This is a genomic window from Streptomyces sp. NPDC091281 (assembly GCF_044757425.1).
Taxonomy (GTDB): Bacteria; Actinomycetota; Actinomycetes; order Streptomycetales; family Streptomycetaceae; genus Streptomyces.
Genome location: NZ_JBIVUY010000012.1, coordinates 314296 through 330684 on the forward strand (window position 1 = coordinate 314296; position 16389 = coordinate 330684).

A 16389-nucleotide genomic window follows, 5' to 3' on the forward strand; every position below is an offset into this window, starting at 1 on the left:
ACACGTGAGGCGAGCCTCATCCGAACACCGTTCCTCTCAGAAGGAAGTGGGGGGAAGGAGGGGGCGGTACGGGGATCAGGCGCGGCCCGTGAACCGCCAACTGCCCTGCGGCACGCGGTGGACGGCGTACCCCGGCTCGGTGCGTACCCGGCGCGCGCCCGCGGGCGCCGTCACGCCCCCGCCGCCGGAGTCCGCGGGCACGTGCACGTCGGCGGTCGCCCCGACCGGCACCTGCACGTCGACCGTCAGCCGCTGCCCCGACCGGGTCCACGACACCCCGGCCGTGCCCCGCACGGTACGGATCGACGTACGCGCCCAGTCGACGCCCGTGCGCGCGTCGGGCCGCACCGTGAACGTGGACCAGCCCGCGTCACCGGGGCGCAGGCCCGCCACGTTCTCGTACAGCCACTGCGCCACCGTGCCCTGGAAGTAGTGGTCACGCGACCGCGAGTCCAGCGGCCACATCTCCCACATGGTGTCGGCGCCGTTGTCCTGCCAGTAGCCCCAGCCCGGGTACGTCCGCTGCGTCGCCACCGCGTGCGCCAGGTCGGGCCGGCCCTCCGCGCACAGCACCCGCAGCAGCACACTCGTGCCCAGCGCGCCCGTATTGAGGTGGTTGCCCCGGCTCTCCACGTCCCGTACCAGACTCGCGAACACCGACGCCCGCGCCTCGTCCGGGACCAGCCCGAACGCGAGCGGGATCGCGTTCGACGTCTGCCGGTAGCCGGGGTCCTTCGCCGTCCGGTAGTGCCCCTCCGGCCCGAGGAACGCGGCGTTGAACGCCGTCCGCAGCCGCCCCGCCACCTCCCGGTAACGGGCCACCACCCCGCCTTCGCCCAGGACTTCGGCCATCTCCGCGGTGTGCAGCAGCGCCCGGTACAGGTACGCCGTCGCCGTGAGCCGGGTGTCCTCGGGCGGGTTCCCGCCGTAGCCCGGCGGCAGGTAGTCGCCGAGCGCGGTGACGGCGAGCCCGTCCCGCAGCCGCGACACCTCCCAGTCCAGGTAGCGCACCAGCGTCGGCCAGTGCTCGCGCGCCGTCCGCGTGTCCCCGTACGCCCGGTAGAACTCCCGCACCAGGAACGGGTAGACGGTGGTCCACTCCGGCGACGGGATGTCCCCGTAGCCCCAGCCGCCGCTCGGCACGATCATCGGCAACTGCCCCTGCGCGGTCTGGCTGTCCACCAGGTCACCGAGCCACTTCGACAGCATCGGGTGCATCCCGAACGCGTACAGCATGACCGGCGCCCCCAGCTGCGCGTCGCCGGTCCAGCCGTTCTTCTCGTACATCGGCGTGTCGGTGGGGATGCCGTGCATGTTGTTGAGGAGGGTCCGCCGCATCGCCCGGTCCAGCCACTCGTAGAACGGCTCCGAGCAGGCGAACGAACTGACCTCCTCCAGCGGGGTGTGCACCAGCCGCCCGAGGATCTGCCCGGTCGTCGGCGCCTGCGGCAGACCGGCGATCTGCACGTACCGGAACCCCTTGTAGGAGAACGACGGCTCCCACGCCTCGCCCCGGCGGCCCGCGCACACGTACTCGTCGCGCTGGAACCGGCCCGGCACGTGCGAGGTCTCCGCCGACACCGTGCCGTCCGCCTTCAGCTTCTCGCCGTACGTGAGCCGCACCCGCGTCCCCGCCGGGGCGCCGCCCGTGTCGAGCCGTATCCAACCCGCCATCGTGCGCCCCATGTCGACCAGGTGGTCGCCCGAACCGAGGCGGGTGATCCGCGCCGGACGGAACGACGCGACGACCTCGATCCCGTCGTGCCGCTGCGCCCGCAGCGTCCCCCGCGGCGCCGCCTGCGTCCCCGCGGCCCGCCACGCCGTGTCGTCGAAGCCGGGCCGCGTCCAGTCGCCCGGCTCACGGCGCGCGTCGTAGGTCTCGCCCGCGTACAGCGAGTCGGACAGCGTCGGCCCCCCGGTGATCCGCCACCGGTCGTCGGTGACGACCGCGGTGCGCGAGCCGTCCGGGTGGTCCACCTCCAGCCGGGCGATCAGCCGCGGCTCGGCGTGCCACGGCGGACGGTGCCAGTTCCACACGTTGGGCGTCGTCATGCCGTAGAAGCCGCGCCCCAGCGCCACCCCGATCGCGTTGCGGCCCGCGCGCACCGCGTCCGTCACGTCGTGCTCGGCGTACAGCACCGTCGCGTCGTAGTCGGTGAACCCCGGGTCGAGGACCTGACGGCCGATCCGCCGCCCGTTGACCGTCGCCTCGTAGTACGCCAGCCCGCTGATGAACAGCCGCGCCCGGCTCACCGGCTTGGACACCGTGAACTCCCGGCGCAGCAGCGGCGCCGCCCGCTCCGGCACCGCCACGGTCACCCCACCGCCCCAGGGGCCCTGCCCGTACGGCGCGAGGACGGCCGCCGCCGCCCACCCCGCGTCGTCGAACCCCGGTGCCTGCCAGCCCTGTTGCTCGGTGTCCGCGGCCTTCCAGCCGCCGTCCGTGACACGTTCCCACGCCTCCCCGGACGCCCGCTCCACCCGCAGCCGCACCAGCAGCCCCGCCGGATTCACCGACGGGCCCGCCCGGTTGGTCGCCACCGCCGCCAGCACCAGCCGCCCGCCCGCCCCGGCGAGCGCCCGCACCCGCTCCGTCGCGTCCGCCGACCGGCCCACCTTCCACCCGTCCTGCTCCTGCGGCGCGCGCAGCACCTCCTCGCCGCCCAGGTACAGCGTGAAGTCGTCGTCGGCGGTCGCCACCACCGTCGCCCGCGTCACCTCGGTGCCCGCGGGCACGTCGAGGCCCGCCCGGAACCAGCGCGCCCCCACCGGCGCGTCCGAGGACGTGGCGCCCGCCGTCCAGATCCAGTTCGCCCCCGTCGGCGGCAGGGGCGCCTCGGGCGCGTCCAGGCCGATCCAGCGCGCGTTCCACTCCGCGGGTGACAGCGTTGTCTCCCACCGGCGCGGCGCGCTCCACCCCGAGGCCCTGCCCTGCCCGTCCCACACCTGGACCTGCCAGGAGTACGCGGTACGCGGCTTCAGCGGCGGACCCCCGTACGGCACCCCGAGGGTGTCCGCCGAGGCCACCTTCCCGGAGTCCCAGACCGGCGAGGGCCCCCGGCCGACGGTCTCGGCGCTCACCCTGATCCGGTACGCGCTCTGCCGGGCGCCCTGACCGTCGGCCGCCGACTCCCAGGAGAGGAAGGGGCGTTGGACGTCCGTGCCCAGCAGGTCCACCCGGTGCTCGACGGTCGTCCGGGTGATCCGCAGCGGGCCCGGCGCGGCCGGACCGGCCCCGGGCCGCGCGGGGACCGCCGCCGCGTGTTCGGCCGCGCCGACGGCGACCATCCCGGCCGTCGCCGTCCCCGCCGTGACCCGCAGGAACGCCCGCCGCGCCCACGGCCCGACGGAGTCCCCGGGGCCGCCGGGGCCGCCGAGGTCGCCCTGGTCCGCGGCGACAGCCGACTCTGCCTCATCCGTGCTGTCCATGCTCTCCGTGCTGTCCGTGCTGTCCGTGCTGTCCGTGCTGTCCGGGTGATGCGCCATGCGTACTCCTCTGGTCGCCTGCACGCCCGCGCGTGCTCGCCGTCGTGAAGGGAGGGGGAAGCGGGGGAGAGAATCACGTGCCGACCCGTATTGAAACGTTTCATTCACCCTGTCTACGGACCTTATGCGGACGCCGAGTTCGGCTACAAGAGGTCGGACGGTGATCGTTCGTGATCGGCGGAGGGCCCGTCCCGGCCGTCCGGAGATTCCGAGGGCGACCCGCGGCGGCGGCGCCCGGTGACGTCCGCCGGACCGCCCGACCGGTGGCAAGCGTTTTCTGCGAACGCCCAGGCCGTCGACGCGGTCCGGTGCTCCGGTGTGAACGGTCCGTTCAAGTGGTCTGTACCAACGCCTTGACACAGCTATTGCTCACTTCTTAAATCACCTAGTGAACTAAGCCTGCCCCGGGCCCGGTTCGCACCCCCCACCCTCATGGTGCGGTCTCCGGCCGACGTCGGCCGACCTGTGTCGGCCGTGGCGCGGAACGACCCGTTCCATACCCGGCTCTGTCATGCGCATGACGCTGCGGAGTCGCCCGACGAAGGGAGAGTCATGGACTCCCCGCGCTTCCCCCGGCGCATGCTGCTGTCCCTCGCCTCGCTGCTCGTCTTCGCCTCGCTGTCCGCCGGGCCCGCGCAGGCCGCGACCCCCGTGGACCGGGCGGCGCCCGCTCCGGCCGCGGCGGCCGCCGTCACCTTCTCCGACGACTTCAACGGCCCCGCCGGTGCCGCCGTCGACGGCTCCAAGTGGCAGATCGAGACCGGCGACAACGTCAACAACCACGAACGGCAGTACTACACGGCCGGGAACCGCAACGCCGCGCTCGACGGCCAGGGCAACCTGGTCATCACCGCCCGGCGCGAGAACCCGTCCAACTACCAGTGCTGGTACGGCCGGTGCGAGTACACCTCGTCCCGTCTGAACACCTCCGGCAAGTTCACCACCACCTACGGCCGCGTCGAGGCGCGGATGAAGATCCCGCGCGGGCAGGGCATGTGGCCCGCGTTCTGGATGCTGGGCAGCGACATCGGGCAGGTCGGCTGGCCCAACTCCGGTGAGATCGACATCATGGAGAACGTCGGCTTCGAGCCGAACACCGTCCACGGCACCCTGCACGGCCCCGGCTACTCCGGCTCCGGCGGCATCGGCGCCGGTTACAGCCTGCCGGGCGGCCAGGCCTTCGCCGACGCCTTCCACACCTTCGCGGTGGACTGGAGCCCGAACCGGATCACCTGGTCCGTCGACGGCACCGTCTACCAGACCCGCACCCCCGCCGACCTCGGCGGCCGCCAGTGGGTCTTCAACAAGCCGTTCTTCGTCATCCTGAACCTCGCCGTCGGCGGCTACTGGCCCGGCGACCCCAACGGCAGCACCGTCTTCCCGCAGGCCCTCCTCGTCGACTACGTCCGCGTCTCCGACACCGGCGGCCAGCAGCCGGGCGGCGGCACCGGCCCGATCACCGGCCTCGCGGGCAAGTGCGTCGACGTCGCGGGCGGCAGCAGCGCCAACGGCACCGCCGTCCAGCTCTACGACTGCAACGGCACCGCCGCCCAGCAGTGGACCGTCGGCTCCGACGGCACGATCCGCGCCCTCGGCAAGTGCCTCGACGTCGCCTCCGGCGGCACCGCCGACGGCACGCCCGTCCAGCTCTACGACTGCAACGGCTCGGCCGCCCAGCAGTGGGCCGTGCCCGCCGCCCGCGACATCGTCAACCCACAGGCCAACAAGTGCCTGGACGTCGCCGGGAACAACTCCGCCAACGGCACCCGGTTGCACATCTGGACCTGCACGGGCGCGGCCAACCAGAAGTGGACGGTGACCCGTTGACCACCGAGTCGTCCGTCGTCCGCGCCGGGGTGACCCTCACCCCGCGCGGGCGCGGCCCGGCGGCCGGCTCGCTCCGGCGGCGCGCGGCCCGGCTGTTCCTGCTGCTCGCGGTGTTGCTGGGGCTGACCGCCCCGGCGGCGCACGCCGGGCCCGCGGCGGCGCCCGCCGCAGCGCCCTTCAAGGTGATCGCGTTCTACAACGGCACCTGGGACGCCGCGCACATCGACTTCGTCAAGGAGGCCAACGCCTGGTTCCCGCAGGTGGCCGCGCAGAACGGCTTCACCTACACCGCCACCACCGACTGGAACCTCCTCGCCAACGGCGGCGTGAACGCCTACCAGGTGGTCCTGTTCCTCGACGACGCCCCGCAGACGGCGGCCCAACGCGCCGGATTCGAGCGGTACATGAGGGGCGGGGGCGGCTGGCTCGGCTTCCACGTCTCCGCGTTCACCACCAACGCGGGCGGCTGGCCCTGGTACTACAACACCTTCCTGGGCAGCGGGAACTTCCGCACCAACACCTGGGGTCCGACCACCGCGGTGCTGCGCACCGAGGACCGCACCCACCCGTCCACCACCGGACTGCCCGCCACCTTCACCTCGGCGGTCAGTGAGTGGTACGGCTGGAACAACGACCTGCGCACCAACCCGGACATCAGGATCCTGGCCTCGGTCGACCCGTCCAGCTTCCCGCTGGGCACCGACCCCAACCAGTCCTGGTACAGCGGCTACTACCCGATCCTGTGGACCAACCGGCAGTACAAGATGCTGTACGCCAACTTCGGCCACAACGCCATGAACTACTCCACCAACACCCGGCTCTCCTCGACGTTCGCCAGCGCCACCCAGAACCGCTTCCTGCTCGACGGCATCAAGTGGCTCGGCGGCGGAGGCGGCGGCACCCCCGAACCGGGCGGCCCGATCTCCGAGACGGCCTGGTACACCCTGGCCGACAACGCGGGCGGCCTGTGCGTCGACGCCCGCGCGGCGGCCACCGCCAACGGCACGGCCGTCCAGCAGTACGCCTGCAACGGCACCACCGCCCAGCAGTTCCAGTTCCGTCCCACCGACGGCGGCTACTCCCGGATCGCGATCCGCGGCAACCCGCAGCAGGTCGTCGACGTCACAGGCGTCTCCACCGCCGACAACGCGCCCCTGCAACTGTGGGCGTACGGCGGGGGCACCAACCAGCAGTGGCTGCCGGTGCGGGAGTCCTCCGGCCGCTACCACTTCACGGCCCGGCACAGCGGCAAGTGCCTCACCGCCAACGGCACGTCCACGAACGCCGTCCAGTTGACGCAGCGCACCTGCGACAACTCCGCGGCCCAGAGCTTCGCGCTCACGGCCCAGCCCTGACGGCCCAGCCCTGACGGCCCCGCTCCCGCCCGCGTCGGCTCGCGGGCGGGAGCGGGCCCCGGCGGTGGCCGTACGCCGTACCCCCTCTTTTCCTTCCGACCCTTTCCCGAGGTGGATGTCCATGACTGTGTCCCGGCGTGCCCTCTTGTCCACGGCGGCGGGTGCGAGTGCCGCCTCGGTGGTGGCGACCGGGCCCGCGCGGGCCGCCGACGCGGTGACCGCCGGGGCGGGGGCCGCACCGGCCGCCGAGGATCCGGCGGAGACGCTGCGCACCCTGCGTACCGCCGCCGACTACGCCGTCACCAAGCTGCGGGCCGTCGCCCCCGGCGTGACCGCCTTCCCCGTCGGGACCAGATTCGAGAAGTGGACCTACTCCCAGAACGGCGACTGGGTCGGCGGTTTCTGGCCCGGAACGCTCTGGATGGCCTGGCTGCACAGCGGCGACGACACCTTCCGCACCCGCGCGGCCGACTCCGCGCGCCGCCTCGCACCCCGCCAGACCGACACCGGCACCCACGACCTCGGCTTCCTCTTCTACCCGTCCTGGGTCACCGCCTGGCGCCTCACCGGCGACGCCACCTGGCGCACCGGCGCGCTGCGCGCCGCCGACTCCCTGATCCAGCGCTACAACCCGCGCGGCCGGTACCTCCGTGCCTGGGGCGCCCTGAACTCCCCGAACGACGCGGGCCGCGTGATCATCGACACGATGATGAACCTCGACCTGCTGGCCTTCGCGACCCGGCAGACCGGCGACCCCAAGTACCTCGACATCGCCGTCCAGCACGCCCGTACCGCCCAGCGGGTCTTCCCGCGCGCCGACGGCTCCACCCCGCACGTCTACGACTTCGACCCGGCCACCGGCGCCGCCCTCGGCCCGAACACCGTCCAGGGCTACAGCCCCACGTCCTGCTGGGCGCGCGGCCAGGCCTGGGGCGTCTACGGGTTCACCACCATGTACCGGCGCACCGGGGACCGGCAGTTCCTCACCACCGCCCGCAGGCTCGCCGACTTCGCGGTGGGCGCCCTCGGCGCGGACCACGTCCCCGTCTGGGACTTCCGGGCCCCGCAGCAGCCGAACGACGTCAAGGACGCCTCCGCCGGGGCGATCCTCGCCTGCGGGCTGCTGGACCTGTCGGCCGCGACCGGGGTGGCGGAGTACCGGGCGGTCGCGCTGCGGCTGCTCACCGCGCTGGCCCGGACCTGCCTCACCGACCGGTCGGCCCGCGCCGACGCCGTCGTGGCCCGCTGCACCCGCAACCGGCCCGCCGAGGACGGCGTGGAGATCTCGCTGCCGTACGCCGACTACTACCTGCTGGAAGGCATCCTGCGCGTCCTCGACCCGCAGGCCGTGAACCGCGCCGTCGATCTGTCGACCGTCTGAGCCCGGCCGACCCGGCCGCCCGGAGGCCGGATCAGGGCGTCGGTTAGGTTAGGCATACCTGACCGCCTCTGATCCGCTCCGGGAGACCGGCTTGTCCCAGACGACCGACACCACCACCCCGCCTCCGGCGACGACCCCGCCCGTGGACGGCGCCCCGACCGGTGCCGTGTCCGGCGCCGAGGACGGCTGGGTCGAGCTGCGTTCCGCGCGTGACCTGCGGGAGCTGATGGGCGAGCCGATGCCGCTCGTCATCGACAAGGTCCACGACCGTCTCACCGAGGACGACCTCGACCTGCTGGCCCGCTCGCCGTTCTGCCTGCTCGCCACCGCCGACGCCGACGGCAACTGCGACGTGTCGCCGCGCGGCGACGGCCCCGGCTTCACGCATGTCCTCGGTCCGTCGACGCTGGCGCTGCCGGACCGGCCCGGCAACCGGCGGGCCGACAGCTTCCACAACATCCTCGCCAACCCGCACGCCGGGCTGCTCTACCTCATCCCCGGCACCCGGGACGTGCTGCGGATCAACGGGCGGGCCCGGCTGCTCACCGACGCGCCGTTCTTCGACGCGATGACGCGGGAGGACGGCCGTCGGCCCGTGCTGGCGCTGGTCGTCGAGATCGACGAGATCTTCCGGCACTGCCCGCAGTCCCTGAACCGCTCCGGTCTGTGGAAGTCCCGTGCGGGGCAAGGGGACTGACGGGGCGTCGGCGGTCTGTCCGGGTGTTGCGCCCGTCTCAGGCCGCCCGTTCGCCCTCGTGCCGCCAGAAGCCCGAGAAGGTGATCCGGCCCTTCGGCAGGCCCGCCCGGTGCAGATGCCGTCGCCCCTCGGTGGCGAGCGTCGACTCGCCGACCACGAAGGCGTACCCGGCGGCGTCCGCCCGTTCGTGCCGCCGGAGTTCACCGAGCGCGGCCGTGCCGGGGACCGTGTCGTCGCCGTCGCGGACCACCCAGGTGACGGTCATGCCGGGCGGGGCGTCGAGGTCGCGGCGGTCGCCGGGCACGGGCACCTCCTGGATGAGCCGCCCCACCGTGTGCCGGGGCAGTGAGCGCAGGATGTTGGTGGTGGCGGGCAGTCCCGTCTCGTCGGCCGCGATGATCACCTCGGTGGCGTCCTCGGGCAGGTCGAACAGCAACCCCTGGTCCAGTACGGCGAGTTCGTCACCCGCGCGGGCCCGGCAGGCCCAGACGGCCGCGCCGCCCTCGATCTCCCCGTCGGGTCCGCGGTGCACCACGAAGTCGATGTCCATCTCGGCGGCACCGGGGCGGAAATCGGCCACCGTGTAGTTGGCGCAGTGCGGGCGCTCCGCCTCCGGGATCGCCAGATACGGCTGCCACCAGCGCGAGCCGCTGAACTCCGGCAGCCGCAGCCGGTCCTGGTGGGGCAGGCGCAGGAACAGCCGGAACCAGTGGTCGAAGCCCAGCCAGGTGAAGTCGGCCAGGTCGGGGCCGGTGACGGTGACACGGTGGAGGGAGGGGGAGACGCGCTCGGCGCGCACGACCTCGGCGCGGAACATGCGCGGGTCCTGGGGCATCAGCCTGGGGATCTTCGCCATGAAAGCAGGTTAGCCTAAGCTAAGTAACGGCCAGGGAGGCTGGGTCGTCGCCGCCCGCCGGACCCGCTGGATTCAGCCAAATTAAGGGTAGGCTAACCTAACGGTGTGAGTTCCGGAGAAGAGAAACCCGAGGCGTTCCGCCGACGCGGACAGCGGCTGACGGCCCGCGAGGTGTGCGTCGCGTACGACGGCACGGACGTCGTGCACGACGCCGCCCTGACGCTGCGGCCCGGCGAGGTCACCGCGCTGGTCGGCCCCAACGGCAGCGGCAAGTCGACCCTGCTGCGCACCCTCGCCCGGCTCCAGCGCCCCCGCACCGCCACCCTCCTCCTCGGCGGCCCCGACGACGCCACGGCCGACGGCCCCGACCGCGCCCCCGGCGACCGCGACGGCGAGGAGAGCGCGGGCGCGTCCGACGCCCTCGCCCTCACCTCCCGCGCGTTCGCCCGCCGCGTCGCCCTCCTCACCCAGGGCCGCCCCACCCCCAGCGGACTCACCGTCCGCGACATCGTCGAGTTCGGCCGCTACCCCTACCGGGGCCGCTGGGGCCGCGCCGACCCGGACGGCGCCGCCGCCGTGGACCGCGCCCTCGCCATGACCGACGTACTGGACCTCGCCGACCGGGGCGCCGAGCACCTCTCCGGCGGGCAGCTCCAGCGGGTGTGGCTCGCGGGCTGCCTCGCCCAGGAGACCGGCGTCCTCCTCCTCGACGAACCGACCACCTACCTCGACCTCCGCTACCAGGTCGAACTCCTCGACCTCGTCCGGGACCTGGCCGACGACCACGGCATCGCCGTCGGCGTCGTCCTGCACGACCTGGACCAGGCCGCCGCCGTCGCCGACCGTGTCGCCCTGCTGCACGCGGGCCGCGTCGTCGCCGACGGCCGCCCCGCGGAGGTCCTCACCGCCGAACGCCTCACCGAGACCTACGGCATCCGCATCGACGTCGACACCGACCCCACCACCGGCGGGCTGCGCACCCGCGCCGTCGGCCGCCACCACGCCCGCACCGAAAGGCTCAGCACCACCCCATGAGAAGCTCCCTGGTCACCCTCGCCGCCGCCACCGCCGCGGCCGTCGTCCTCACCGGCTGCGGCACCACCGAGCCCGCCGCCGACAAGAAGGCCGAACCCACCGCGAAGAGCATCACCCTCACCGACGCGAGCGGCGCGAAGGTCACCCTCGACGGCCCGGCGAAGAAGGTCGTCGGCACCGAGTGGAACGTCGTGGAGAACCTCGTCTCCCTCGGCGTCCAGCCCGTCGGCGTCGCCGACGTCAAGGGCTACACCGCCTGGGACACCGCCGCCCCCCTCACGGCCTCGCCCAAGGACATCGGCACCCGCGGCGAGCCCAGCATGGACACCATCGCCGCGCTCTCCCCGGACCTGATCGTCGCCACCACCGACCTGACGGCCGCCGCCGTCAAGCAGCTGCGCGCGGTCGCCCCCGTCCTCCAGGTCCGCTCCGCCGACTCCGCGGACCAGATCGGGCAGATGAAGGAGAACCTCGACCTCATCGCCGAGGCCACCGGCACCACCGGCAAGGCCGACGGACTGAAGAAGTCCTTCGACGCCAAGCTCGCCGAAGGCAAGCAGGCCCTCGCCGACGCCAAGCTGGCGGGCCGCGAGATAGCCTTCGCCGACGGCTGGGTCGCCTCCAACCAGGTCTCCATCCGCCCCTACACCAGCGGTTCGCTGCTCGGCGAGGTCAACGAGGCGCTCGGCCTGAAGAACGCCTGGAAGGTCGAGGGCGACAAGGACTACGGCCTCGGCTCCACCGACGTCGAGGGCCTCACCGGCCTCGGCGACGTCGAGTTCGCCTACATCGGCAACAAGGCCGACGGCGGCGACCCCTTCGCCGACCAGCTCGGCAAGAACGCCGTCTGGAAGTCCCTCCCCTTCGTCAAGGCCGGCAACGTCCACCGACTGCCCGACGGCATCTGGATGTTCGGCGGCACCGACGCGATGGAGGCGTACGTCGACGCCCTCGTCGCCGCCCTCACGAAGTAACGGCATGACCGTCACCGCCCCCGCGCCCCCGACCGCGCCCGCCACCTCGGGCGGCACCCCGGCACCGGCCTCCCGGACCGGCGCGGCCGCGGTGGCGGTCGCGCTGGTCCTGGTCGTCGCGGCCCTCGCCGTCGCCGACATCACCCAGGGCACCGCCTCCGTCGGCCCGGCCGAGGTCTGGAAGGCCCTCACCGGCCGCGCCGACGCCTCCGACGCGTCCGTCGTCATCGCCTCCCGGCTGCCCCGGATGGCCGCCGGACTCCTGGTCGGCGCCGCCCTCGGCATCGCCGGGGCCGCCCTCCAGGCCGTCAGCCGCAACGTCCTCGCCGCCCCCGACACCCTCGCCGTCAACGCCGGTTCCTACCTGGCGCTCGGCCTGCTCACCGTCTCCGGCGTCACCCTGCCGCTGCTGGCCTCCTCCGGTGTCGCCTTCGTCGGCGGTCTCGCCGCCGCGGCCGTCGTGCTGTCGCTGTCCGGCCTCGGCACCGGCACCGTCCGTCTCGTCCTCGCGGGCAGCGCCCTCACCCTCGGCCTGTCCTCCGTCACCGAGGGCCTGCTCCTGCTCTTCCCCGAGGAGACCCACGGCCTCTACCAGTGGAACCAGGGCAGCATCAGCCAGAACGGCTTCGACGGCGTCGTGCAGATGGCGCCCGTCGCCGTCCTGGCCGCCGCCGGACTGGTCCTCGTCGCCCGCCGCGTGGACGCCCTCGCCCTCGGCGACGAAGCCGCCCGCGGGCTCGGGGTGCCGGTGCGCGCCACCCGGATCACCGTCGTCGTCCTGGCCGCCCTGCTGTCGGCGGCGGCCGTCACCCTCGCCGGACCCATCGGCTTCGTCGGCCTGTGCGCCCCCGCCCTGGTCCGCCCGCTCGCCCGCCGCCTGCGCCCCTTCGCCCGGCTCCGCGGCCTGCTGCCCGTGGCCGCGCTCGCCGGGGCCGGACTCGTCCTCGGCGCGGACGTGCTGCTGCGCGCCCTGGTCTCCGCCGAGTCCGCCGTCGCCGTGCCCACCGGCGTGGTCACCAGCCTCCTCGGCGCGGTCTTCCTCGTCGGCATGGCGCTGCGGGTGCGCGACGCCGCCGCAGCGAGCGCCCCGGAACGGCTGCGCATCCCGGGCCGCACCGCGTTCCTCGTCACCGTGGCCGCGATCACCGCCCTGCTCGTCGGCGTCGTCCTGGCCGCCGTCCTGCTCGGCGACACCAAGCTCCTCCTCGGCGACGTCGTCAACTGGGCGCAGGGCAGGGCCGCGTCCTCGATCTCCTTCGTCCTCGACACCCGCGTGCCCCGCGTCGCCGCCGCGCTCCTCGCGGGCGGCGCCCTCGCGCTCTCCGGCACCCTCGTCCAGGCCGTCACCCGCAACCCGCTCGCCGAACCCGGCATCCTCGGCGTCTCCGGCGGCGCCGCGCTCGGCGCCGTCCTGTGCGTCACCACCGTCACCGGCGCCGGGTCCTGGGGCATCGCGGGCGCCGCGTTCGCGGGGGCCGCCGTCACCTCCGTCGTCGTCTTCGGCCTCGCGGCCCGCGGCGGCTTCGGCCAGAACCGGCTCGTCCTCGTCGGGGTCGGCGTCTCCGCCGCCACCACCGCCCTCATCAGCCTGTTCATCGTGCTGACCGACCCGTTCAACGCGACCAAGGCCCTGACCTGGCTCTCCGGTTCCACCTACGGCCGCACCGGCCCGGACACGGTCCCCGTCGCCGCCGCGCTGCTCCTCGGCCTGGTGGTGGCGGTCGTCCGGCGCACCGAGCTGGACCTGGTCTCCCTCGACGACGACACCCCCGGACTGCTCGGACTGCGCCTGGCGCCCGCCCGGTTCGGGTTCCTGCTGCTCGCCGTCGTGCTCAGCGCCACCGCCGTCGCCGCCGCCGGGACCATCGGCTTCGTCGGCCTGGTCGCCCCGCACGCGGCCCGCGCCCTCGTCGGCCGCCGCCACGTACGGGTCGTCCCGGTGGCCGTGCTGCTGGGCGCCGCCCTCGTCTGCGCCGCCGACCTCGTCGGCCGCACCGTGATCGCGCCCGCGCAGCTCGGCGCCGGACTGATGACGGCGGTGATCGGGACGCCGTACTTCCTGTACCTGCTGATCCGCACCCGGAAGTGACGGCCCGCGCCCGCCGACGGCACCGGAGGCGCCCGCGGAACTACCGCGGCGGCGGGCTCAAGATACGTGCAGGGGACAGGTGTTCAGATGTTCCCTGGAACAGGTGATCGTCGCCCGTGCGGTCGACGCGGGGCGGGTGGGGCGTTCGATACTGACGGTGCGCAAGCGACGGGCTGCAGACCGTGGTGACGCGCGGTCCCACTCATCGCAAGAAAAGAGCACGAGCATGAACCTTCTCACCGACATCCTCGCCGGGCTGATCCACTTCGTGGGCCGGCTCGTCTGAGGTCCGGACGAGAACGAAGCGGCGCCGCCTCCCAGTCCCAGGGAGGCGGCGCCGCCGCGTGTGTGCGCCGGGGTGCCCGGTCAGAAGGGCATCCGGCCGCGGGTGCGGCGCCCGGCGGAGCCGCTGCGGCCGAGGGCGCGCGAGCTGGAGCTGAACGGCTTGCTGAACCAACGGCCCAGTCGGCCCGGGGCCTTGGAACCGGCCCGCGACCCCAGGCCGAGCGTCCGCTGCGCGCCGTTCTGCGGGTGCCGGGACAGCCGCGGCAGCGCGAAGGCCAGGACGGCGAGGACGACACAGGCGGCGAGGACGCCGACGATGACCATGGGATTCTCCCTTGGGGTGAGGGGCTGTTGCGCTCGGTCCGACACGGATCGGGTGCCCCGTCCCGACGCTTCCAGACCACCCGGATCGTTCCCGGCGCGGGAAACCCGACGCCGATACGCGTAGTTCGCCGTGGAGGACCCGTCCGCCCGGCATGCCCCGTCCTGCCCGTCCGCGTCAGCCGAGCAGGTCGCCCGCGGTCACCGGATGCGCCTCCAGGCCGGGCGCGGCCAGCAGGTCGGCGACGAGGTCCGCCGACCCGCCGACGTAGGTGCTGACCAGGTCGACGTCGCCGCCCACACACCACGCGCGGTCCTCCGGCCACCACAGGTCGGGCAGTTCGGTGAACTCGTCCAGGTCCACCGGCGAGACGGCGTCGGTGAGCGTCCCCGACAGCAGCACCTCGTCCCGGCCCGGCGTCGCGAAGGTGGGGAACCGGCCGAAGTCCCAGCGTCCGTAGCCCTCCCACAGGCCGAACCAGCAGCGGTCGGGGGTCGTGGTGTGCCGGGCGAGGACGGGCAGCAGGGCGCGGGCCACGTCCGGCGGGGTCGGCCCCTCGGCGGGATGCTCGTCCCACACCCCCGGCAGGCCCTGGTCGGAGCGGTTGGCGTAGTCCCGTTCCAGGCCCACGAGTTCGTGCCACGCCGTACCGGGCGCGACGGCCCGGCCGTGGGCGGCGCCCACCTCCGCCCAGCGCACGGGCCGCTCGTCGAGCGCCGCCGGATGCAACAGGCGTGCGTACGCCGGGAATCCGGGTGCCGAGACCCCGGCGACCGTGCCGAAGGCGGCCCTGCCCACGCCCTGTCCGGGCGCGGGCACGGTGAGCCAGTCCGCGGCGGCGAGTCCGCGGGCGCGGACGGTCAGGCGTCCGTAGCGGTCGGGTGCGGGATCGCGCCGGATGAGGGGGAGTTCGTCGTCCATCCGTCCATGGTGCCGGGCGCCTCCTCCGGCCCCGCGGGCGGCTCGCCCCCCGGCCCGGGGTCGGGTCCGGCGGGCGCCGCGAGCCCCGCCCGCGCCGCCTCCAGCTGGGCCGCGAAGGCGATGCCGAGGAAGAGGGCGACCGCCGTCACGTTGGCCCACAGCAACAGGGCCACCACCGCGGTGAGCGGCCCGTACACGGCGCCGAACGTGCCGCTGCCGCCGACGTACAGCGCCAGCAGCCAGGTCGCGCCGACCCAGAGCACCAGATGCACGGCGCTGCCGAACGCCAGCCAGGTGTAGCCCGGTTGGCGCCTGCGCGGCGACCAGCGGAAGATGACGGCGGACGCCACCCAGGCGAGGGCCAGCCCCACCGGGACCTCCAGCACGTCCCACCAGCGCCGCCCGCCGCCGCCCTCGCCGAGCACGCCCGCGACGGCGTCGCCGAGCGGCGCCCCGGCCACCAGGGCGACGAACCCCAGGACCAGCGGCATCCCGGCCGCCAGCGAAAGCGCCAGGGCCCGCCCGTACTTGCGGGGGAACGGGCGGTCGCGCTCGATGCCGTAGATGCGGTTGGCGCCCCGCTCGATCTGGCCCATCGCGGACGTCAGGTTCAGCAGCGCGAAGCCGAGCCCGGACCACAGCGCGAGGGTGCCCCACGCGTCGCCGTCCGCGCTGCGCCGCGTCCCGGCCAGCGCGTCGTCCACGACGTCGGCCCCGGCACCCGGCACGACCTGGGCGAGGGTCCGTTCGACCACCCGCCCGACCGCCTCGGTGTGCACGGAGGCGGCGAGCCCCACCAGCGCCAGCACGAACGGCACCAGCCCGAGCACGACCTGGAAGGCGAGCGCCCGGGAGTGGGTGAAGCCGTCGGCGTAGCGGAAGCGGGTGAAGGCGTCGGCCAGCAGCCGCGGGCCGCCGTACCGGCGCAGCGCGGTGAGCGCCTCGTCGCCGGAGAGTTCCTCCCCGATCATGTCCCGGGTCTGCGGGACGTGTGCGGCTGTGCCCATCGCGGTGGGGCTCCCTCCCTCGGCCGGAGCGCGCTCCGGCGGCCGGGGGGGGCCCCCCCCCCCGCCCCCCCCCCGGGGACCCCCCCCCCCCCCGGCGCCCCGCCGGGGGGGGGGGGCGGGGGGGGGGGGCCCGCGGGCGGGGGGGGGGGGCGCG

The 16389-nt window shown here is 74.2% G+C and carries 13 protein-coding genes; 8 read left to right on the forward strand and 5 right to left on the reverse strand.

What is annotated here, in order from left to right; genetic code table 11:
• Positions 1 to 75: 75 nt before the first annotated feature.
• Positions 76 to 3486: a family 78 glycoside hydrolase catalytic domain gene (locus ACIQPQ_RS28785; RefSeq protein WP_401309253.1), complete on the reverse strand. Its 3411-nt coding sequence runs from the start codon at positions 3484 to 3486 to the stop codon at positions 76 to 78.
• A 552-nt stretch (positions 3487 to 4038) separates the two neighbouring features.
• Here ACIQPQ_RS28785 and ACIQPQ_RS28790 point away from each other — a divergent pair.
• From ACIQPQ_RS28790 to ACIQPQ_RS28805, 4 genes are all read left to right on the forward strand, one after another.
• Positions 4039 to 5313 carry an RICIN domain-containing protein gene (locus ACIQPQ_RS28790; RefSeq protein WP_401309255.1) on the forward strand — a complete coding sequence of 425 codons (1275 nt, stop codon included), beginning with the start codon at positions 4039 to 4041 and terminating at the stop codon, positions 5311 to 5313.
• 29 nt (positions 5314 to 5342) lie between these two features.
• Positions 5343 to 6668: a ThuA domain-containing protein gene (locus ACIQPQ_RS28795; RefSeq protein ID WP_401309340.1), complete on the forward strand. Its 1326-nt coding sequence runs from the start codon at positions 5343 to 5345 to the stop codon at positions 6666 to 6668.
• A 121-nt stretch (positions 6669 to 6789) separates the two neighbouring features.
• A complete protein-coding gene (locus tag ACIQPQ_RS28800; RefSeq protein WP_401309257.1) occupies positions 6790 to 8049 on the forward strand; it encodes a glycoside hydrolase family 88 protein in 1260 nt (419 codons plus the stop codon).
• 91 nt (positions 8050 to 8140) lie between these two features.
• Complete coding sequence (locus ACIQPQ_RS28805; protein ID WP_401309260.1) at positions 8141 to 8746, forward strand: MSMEG_1061 family FMN-dependent PPOX-type flavoprotein; 606 nt, start codon at positions 8141 to 8143, stop codon at positions 8744 to 8746.
• A 37-nt stretch (positions 8747 to 8783) separates the two neighbouring features.
• Here the strand turns inward: ACIQPQ_RS28805 and ACIQPQ_RS28810 are convergent, their stop codons facing one another.
• On the reverse strand, positions 8784 to 9602 hold the full coding sequence (locus ACIQPQ_RS28810) for a siderophore-interacting protein (RefSeq protein ID WP_401309263.1): 819 nt from the start codon (positions 9600 to 9602) through the stop codon (positions 8784 to 8786).
• 105 nt (positions 9603 to 9707) lie between these two features.
• Between ACIQPQ_RS28810 and ACIQPQ_RS28815 the strand changes: the two genes are divergently transcribed.
• The 4 genes from ACIQPQ_RS28815 (at position 9708) to ACIQPQ_RS28830 (ending at position 13986) form a co-directional block, all read left to right on the forward strand.
• The gene (locus ACIQPQ_RS28815; protein ID WP_401309265.1) at positions 9708 to 10637 is read left to right on the forward strand and encodes an ABC transporter ATP-binding protein; all 930 of its coding nucleotides are present in this window, start codon (positions 9708 to 9710) and stop codon (positions 10635 to 10637) included.
• Positions 10634 to 11611: an iron-siderophore ABC transporter substrate-binding protein gene (locus ACIQPQ_RS28820; protein WP_401309268.1), complete on the forward strand. Its 978-nt coding sequence runs from the start codon at positions 10634 to 10636 to the stop codon at positions 11609 to 11611. Before ACIQPQ_RS28815 ends, ACIQPQ_RS28820 begins: the two co-directional genes overlap by 4 nt.
• A gap of 4 nt (positions 11612 to 11615) precedes the next feature.
• Positions 11616 to 13700 carry an iron ABC transporter permease gene (locus tag ACIQPQ_RS28825; protein WP_401309270.1) on the forward strand — a complete coding sequence of 695 codons (2085 nt, stop codon included), beginning with the start codon at positions 11616 to 11618 and terminating at the stop codon, positions 13698 to 13700.
• A gap of 103 nt (positions 13701 to 13803) precedes the next feature.
• Positions 13804 to 13986: a hypothetical protein gene (locus ACIQPQ_RS28830; RefSeq protein WP_401309273.1), complete on the forward strand. Its 183-nt coding sequence runs from the start codon at positions 13804 to 13806 to the stop codon at positions 13984 to 13986.
• An 80-nt stretch (positions 13987 to 14066) separates the two neighbouring features.
• Here the strand turns inward: ACIQPQ_RS28830 and ACIQPQ_RS28835 are convergent, their stop codons facing one another.
• From ACIQPQ_RS28835 to ACIQPQ_RS28845, 3 genes are all read right to left on the reverse strand, one after another.
• Positions 14067 to 14309 (reverse strand): DUF6411 family protein, encoded by a 243-nt coding sequence (locus tag ACIQPQ_RS28835; RefSeq protein ID WP_401309276.1) that lies wholly within the window; start codon positions 14307 to 14309, stop codon positions 14067 to 14069.
• A 175-nt stretch (positions 14310 to 14484) separates the two neighbouring features.
• Positions 14485 to 15228: a hypothetical protein gene (locus ACIQPQ_RS28840; RefSeq protein ID WP_401309278.1), complete on the reverse strand. Its 744-nt coding sequence runs from the start codon at positions 15226 to 15228 to the stop codon at positions 14485 to 14487.
• Complete coding sequence (locus tag ACIQPQ_RS28845; RefSeq protein WP_401309281.1) at positions 15168 to 16235, reverse strand: YihY/virulence factor BrkB family protein; 1068 nt, start codon at positions 16233 to 16235, stop codon at positions 15168 to 15170. Before ACIQPQ_RS28845 ends, ACIQPQ_RS28840 begins: the two co-directional genes overlap by 61 nt.
• Between the last annotated feature and the right edge of the window lie 154 nt (positions 16236 to 16389).

Excerpts from the sequence above, each read along its gene's own strand:
- ACIQPQ_RS28785 (WP_401309253.1), bottom strand. The coding sequence starts at position 3,486 with ATGGCGCATCACCCGGACAGCACGGACAGCACGGACAGCACGGACAGC.
- ACIQPQ_RS28820 (WP_401309268.1), top strand. The coding sequence starts at position 10,634 with ATGAGAAGCTCCCTGGTCACCCTCGCCGCCGCCACCGCCGCGGCCGTC.
- ACIQPQ_RS28840 (WP_401309278.1), bottom strand. The coding sequence starts at position 15,228 with ATGGACGACGAACTCCCCCTCATCCGGCGCGATCCCGCACCCGACCGC.
- ACIQPQ_RS28825 (WP_401309270.1), top strand. The coding sequence starts at position 11,616 with ATGACCGTCACCGCCCCCGCGCCCCCGACCGCGCCCGCCACCTCGGGC.
- ACIQPQ_RS28790 (WP_401309255.1), top strand. The coding sequence starts at position 4,039 with ATGGACTCCCCGCGCTTCCCCCGGCGCATGCTGCTGTCCCTCGCCTCG.
- ACIQPQ_RS28800 (WP_401309257.1), top strand. The coding sequence starts at position 6,790 with ATGACTGTGTCCCGGCGTGCCCTCTTGTCCACGGCGGCGGGTGCGAGT.
- ACIQPQ_RS28810 (WP_401309263.1), bottom strand. The coding sequence starts at position 9,602 with ATGGCGAAGATCCCCAGGCTGATGCCCCAGGACCCGCGCATGTTCCGC.
- ACIQPQ_RS28845 (WP_401309281.1), bottom strand. The coding sequence starts at position 16,235 with ATGGGCACAGCCGCACACGTCCCGCAGACCCGGGACATGATCGGGGAG.
- ACIQPQ_RS28835 (WP_401309276.1), bottom strand. The coding sequence starts at position 14,309 with ATGGTCATCGTCGGCGTCCTCGCCGCCTGTGTCGTCCTCGCCGTCCTG.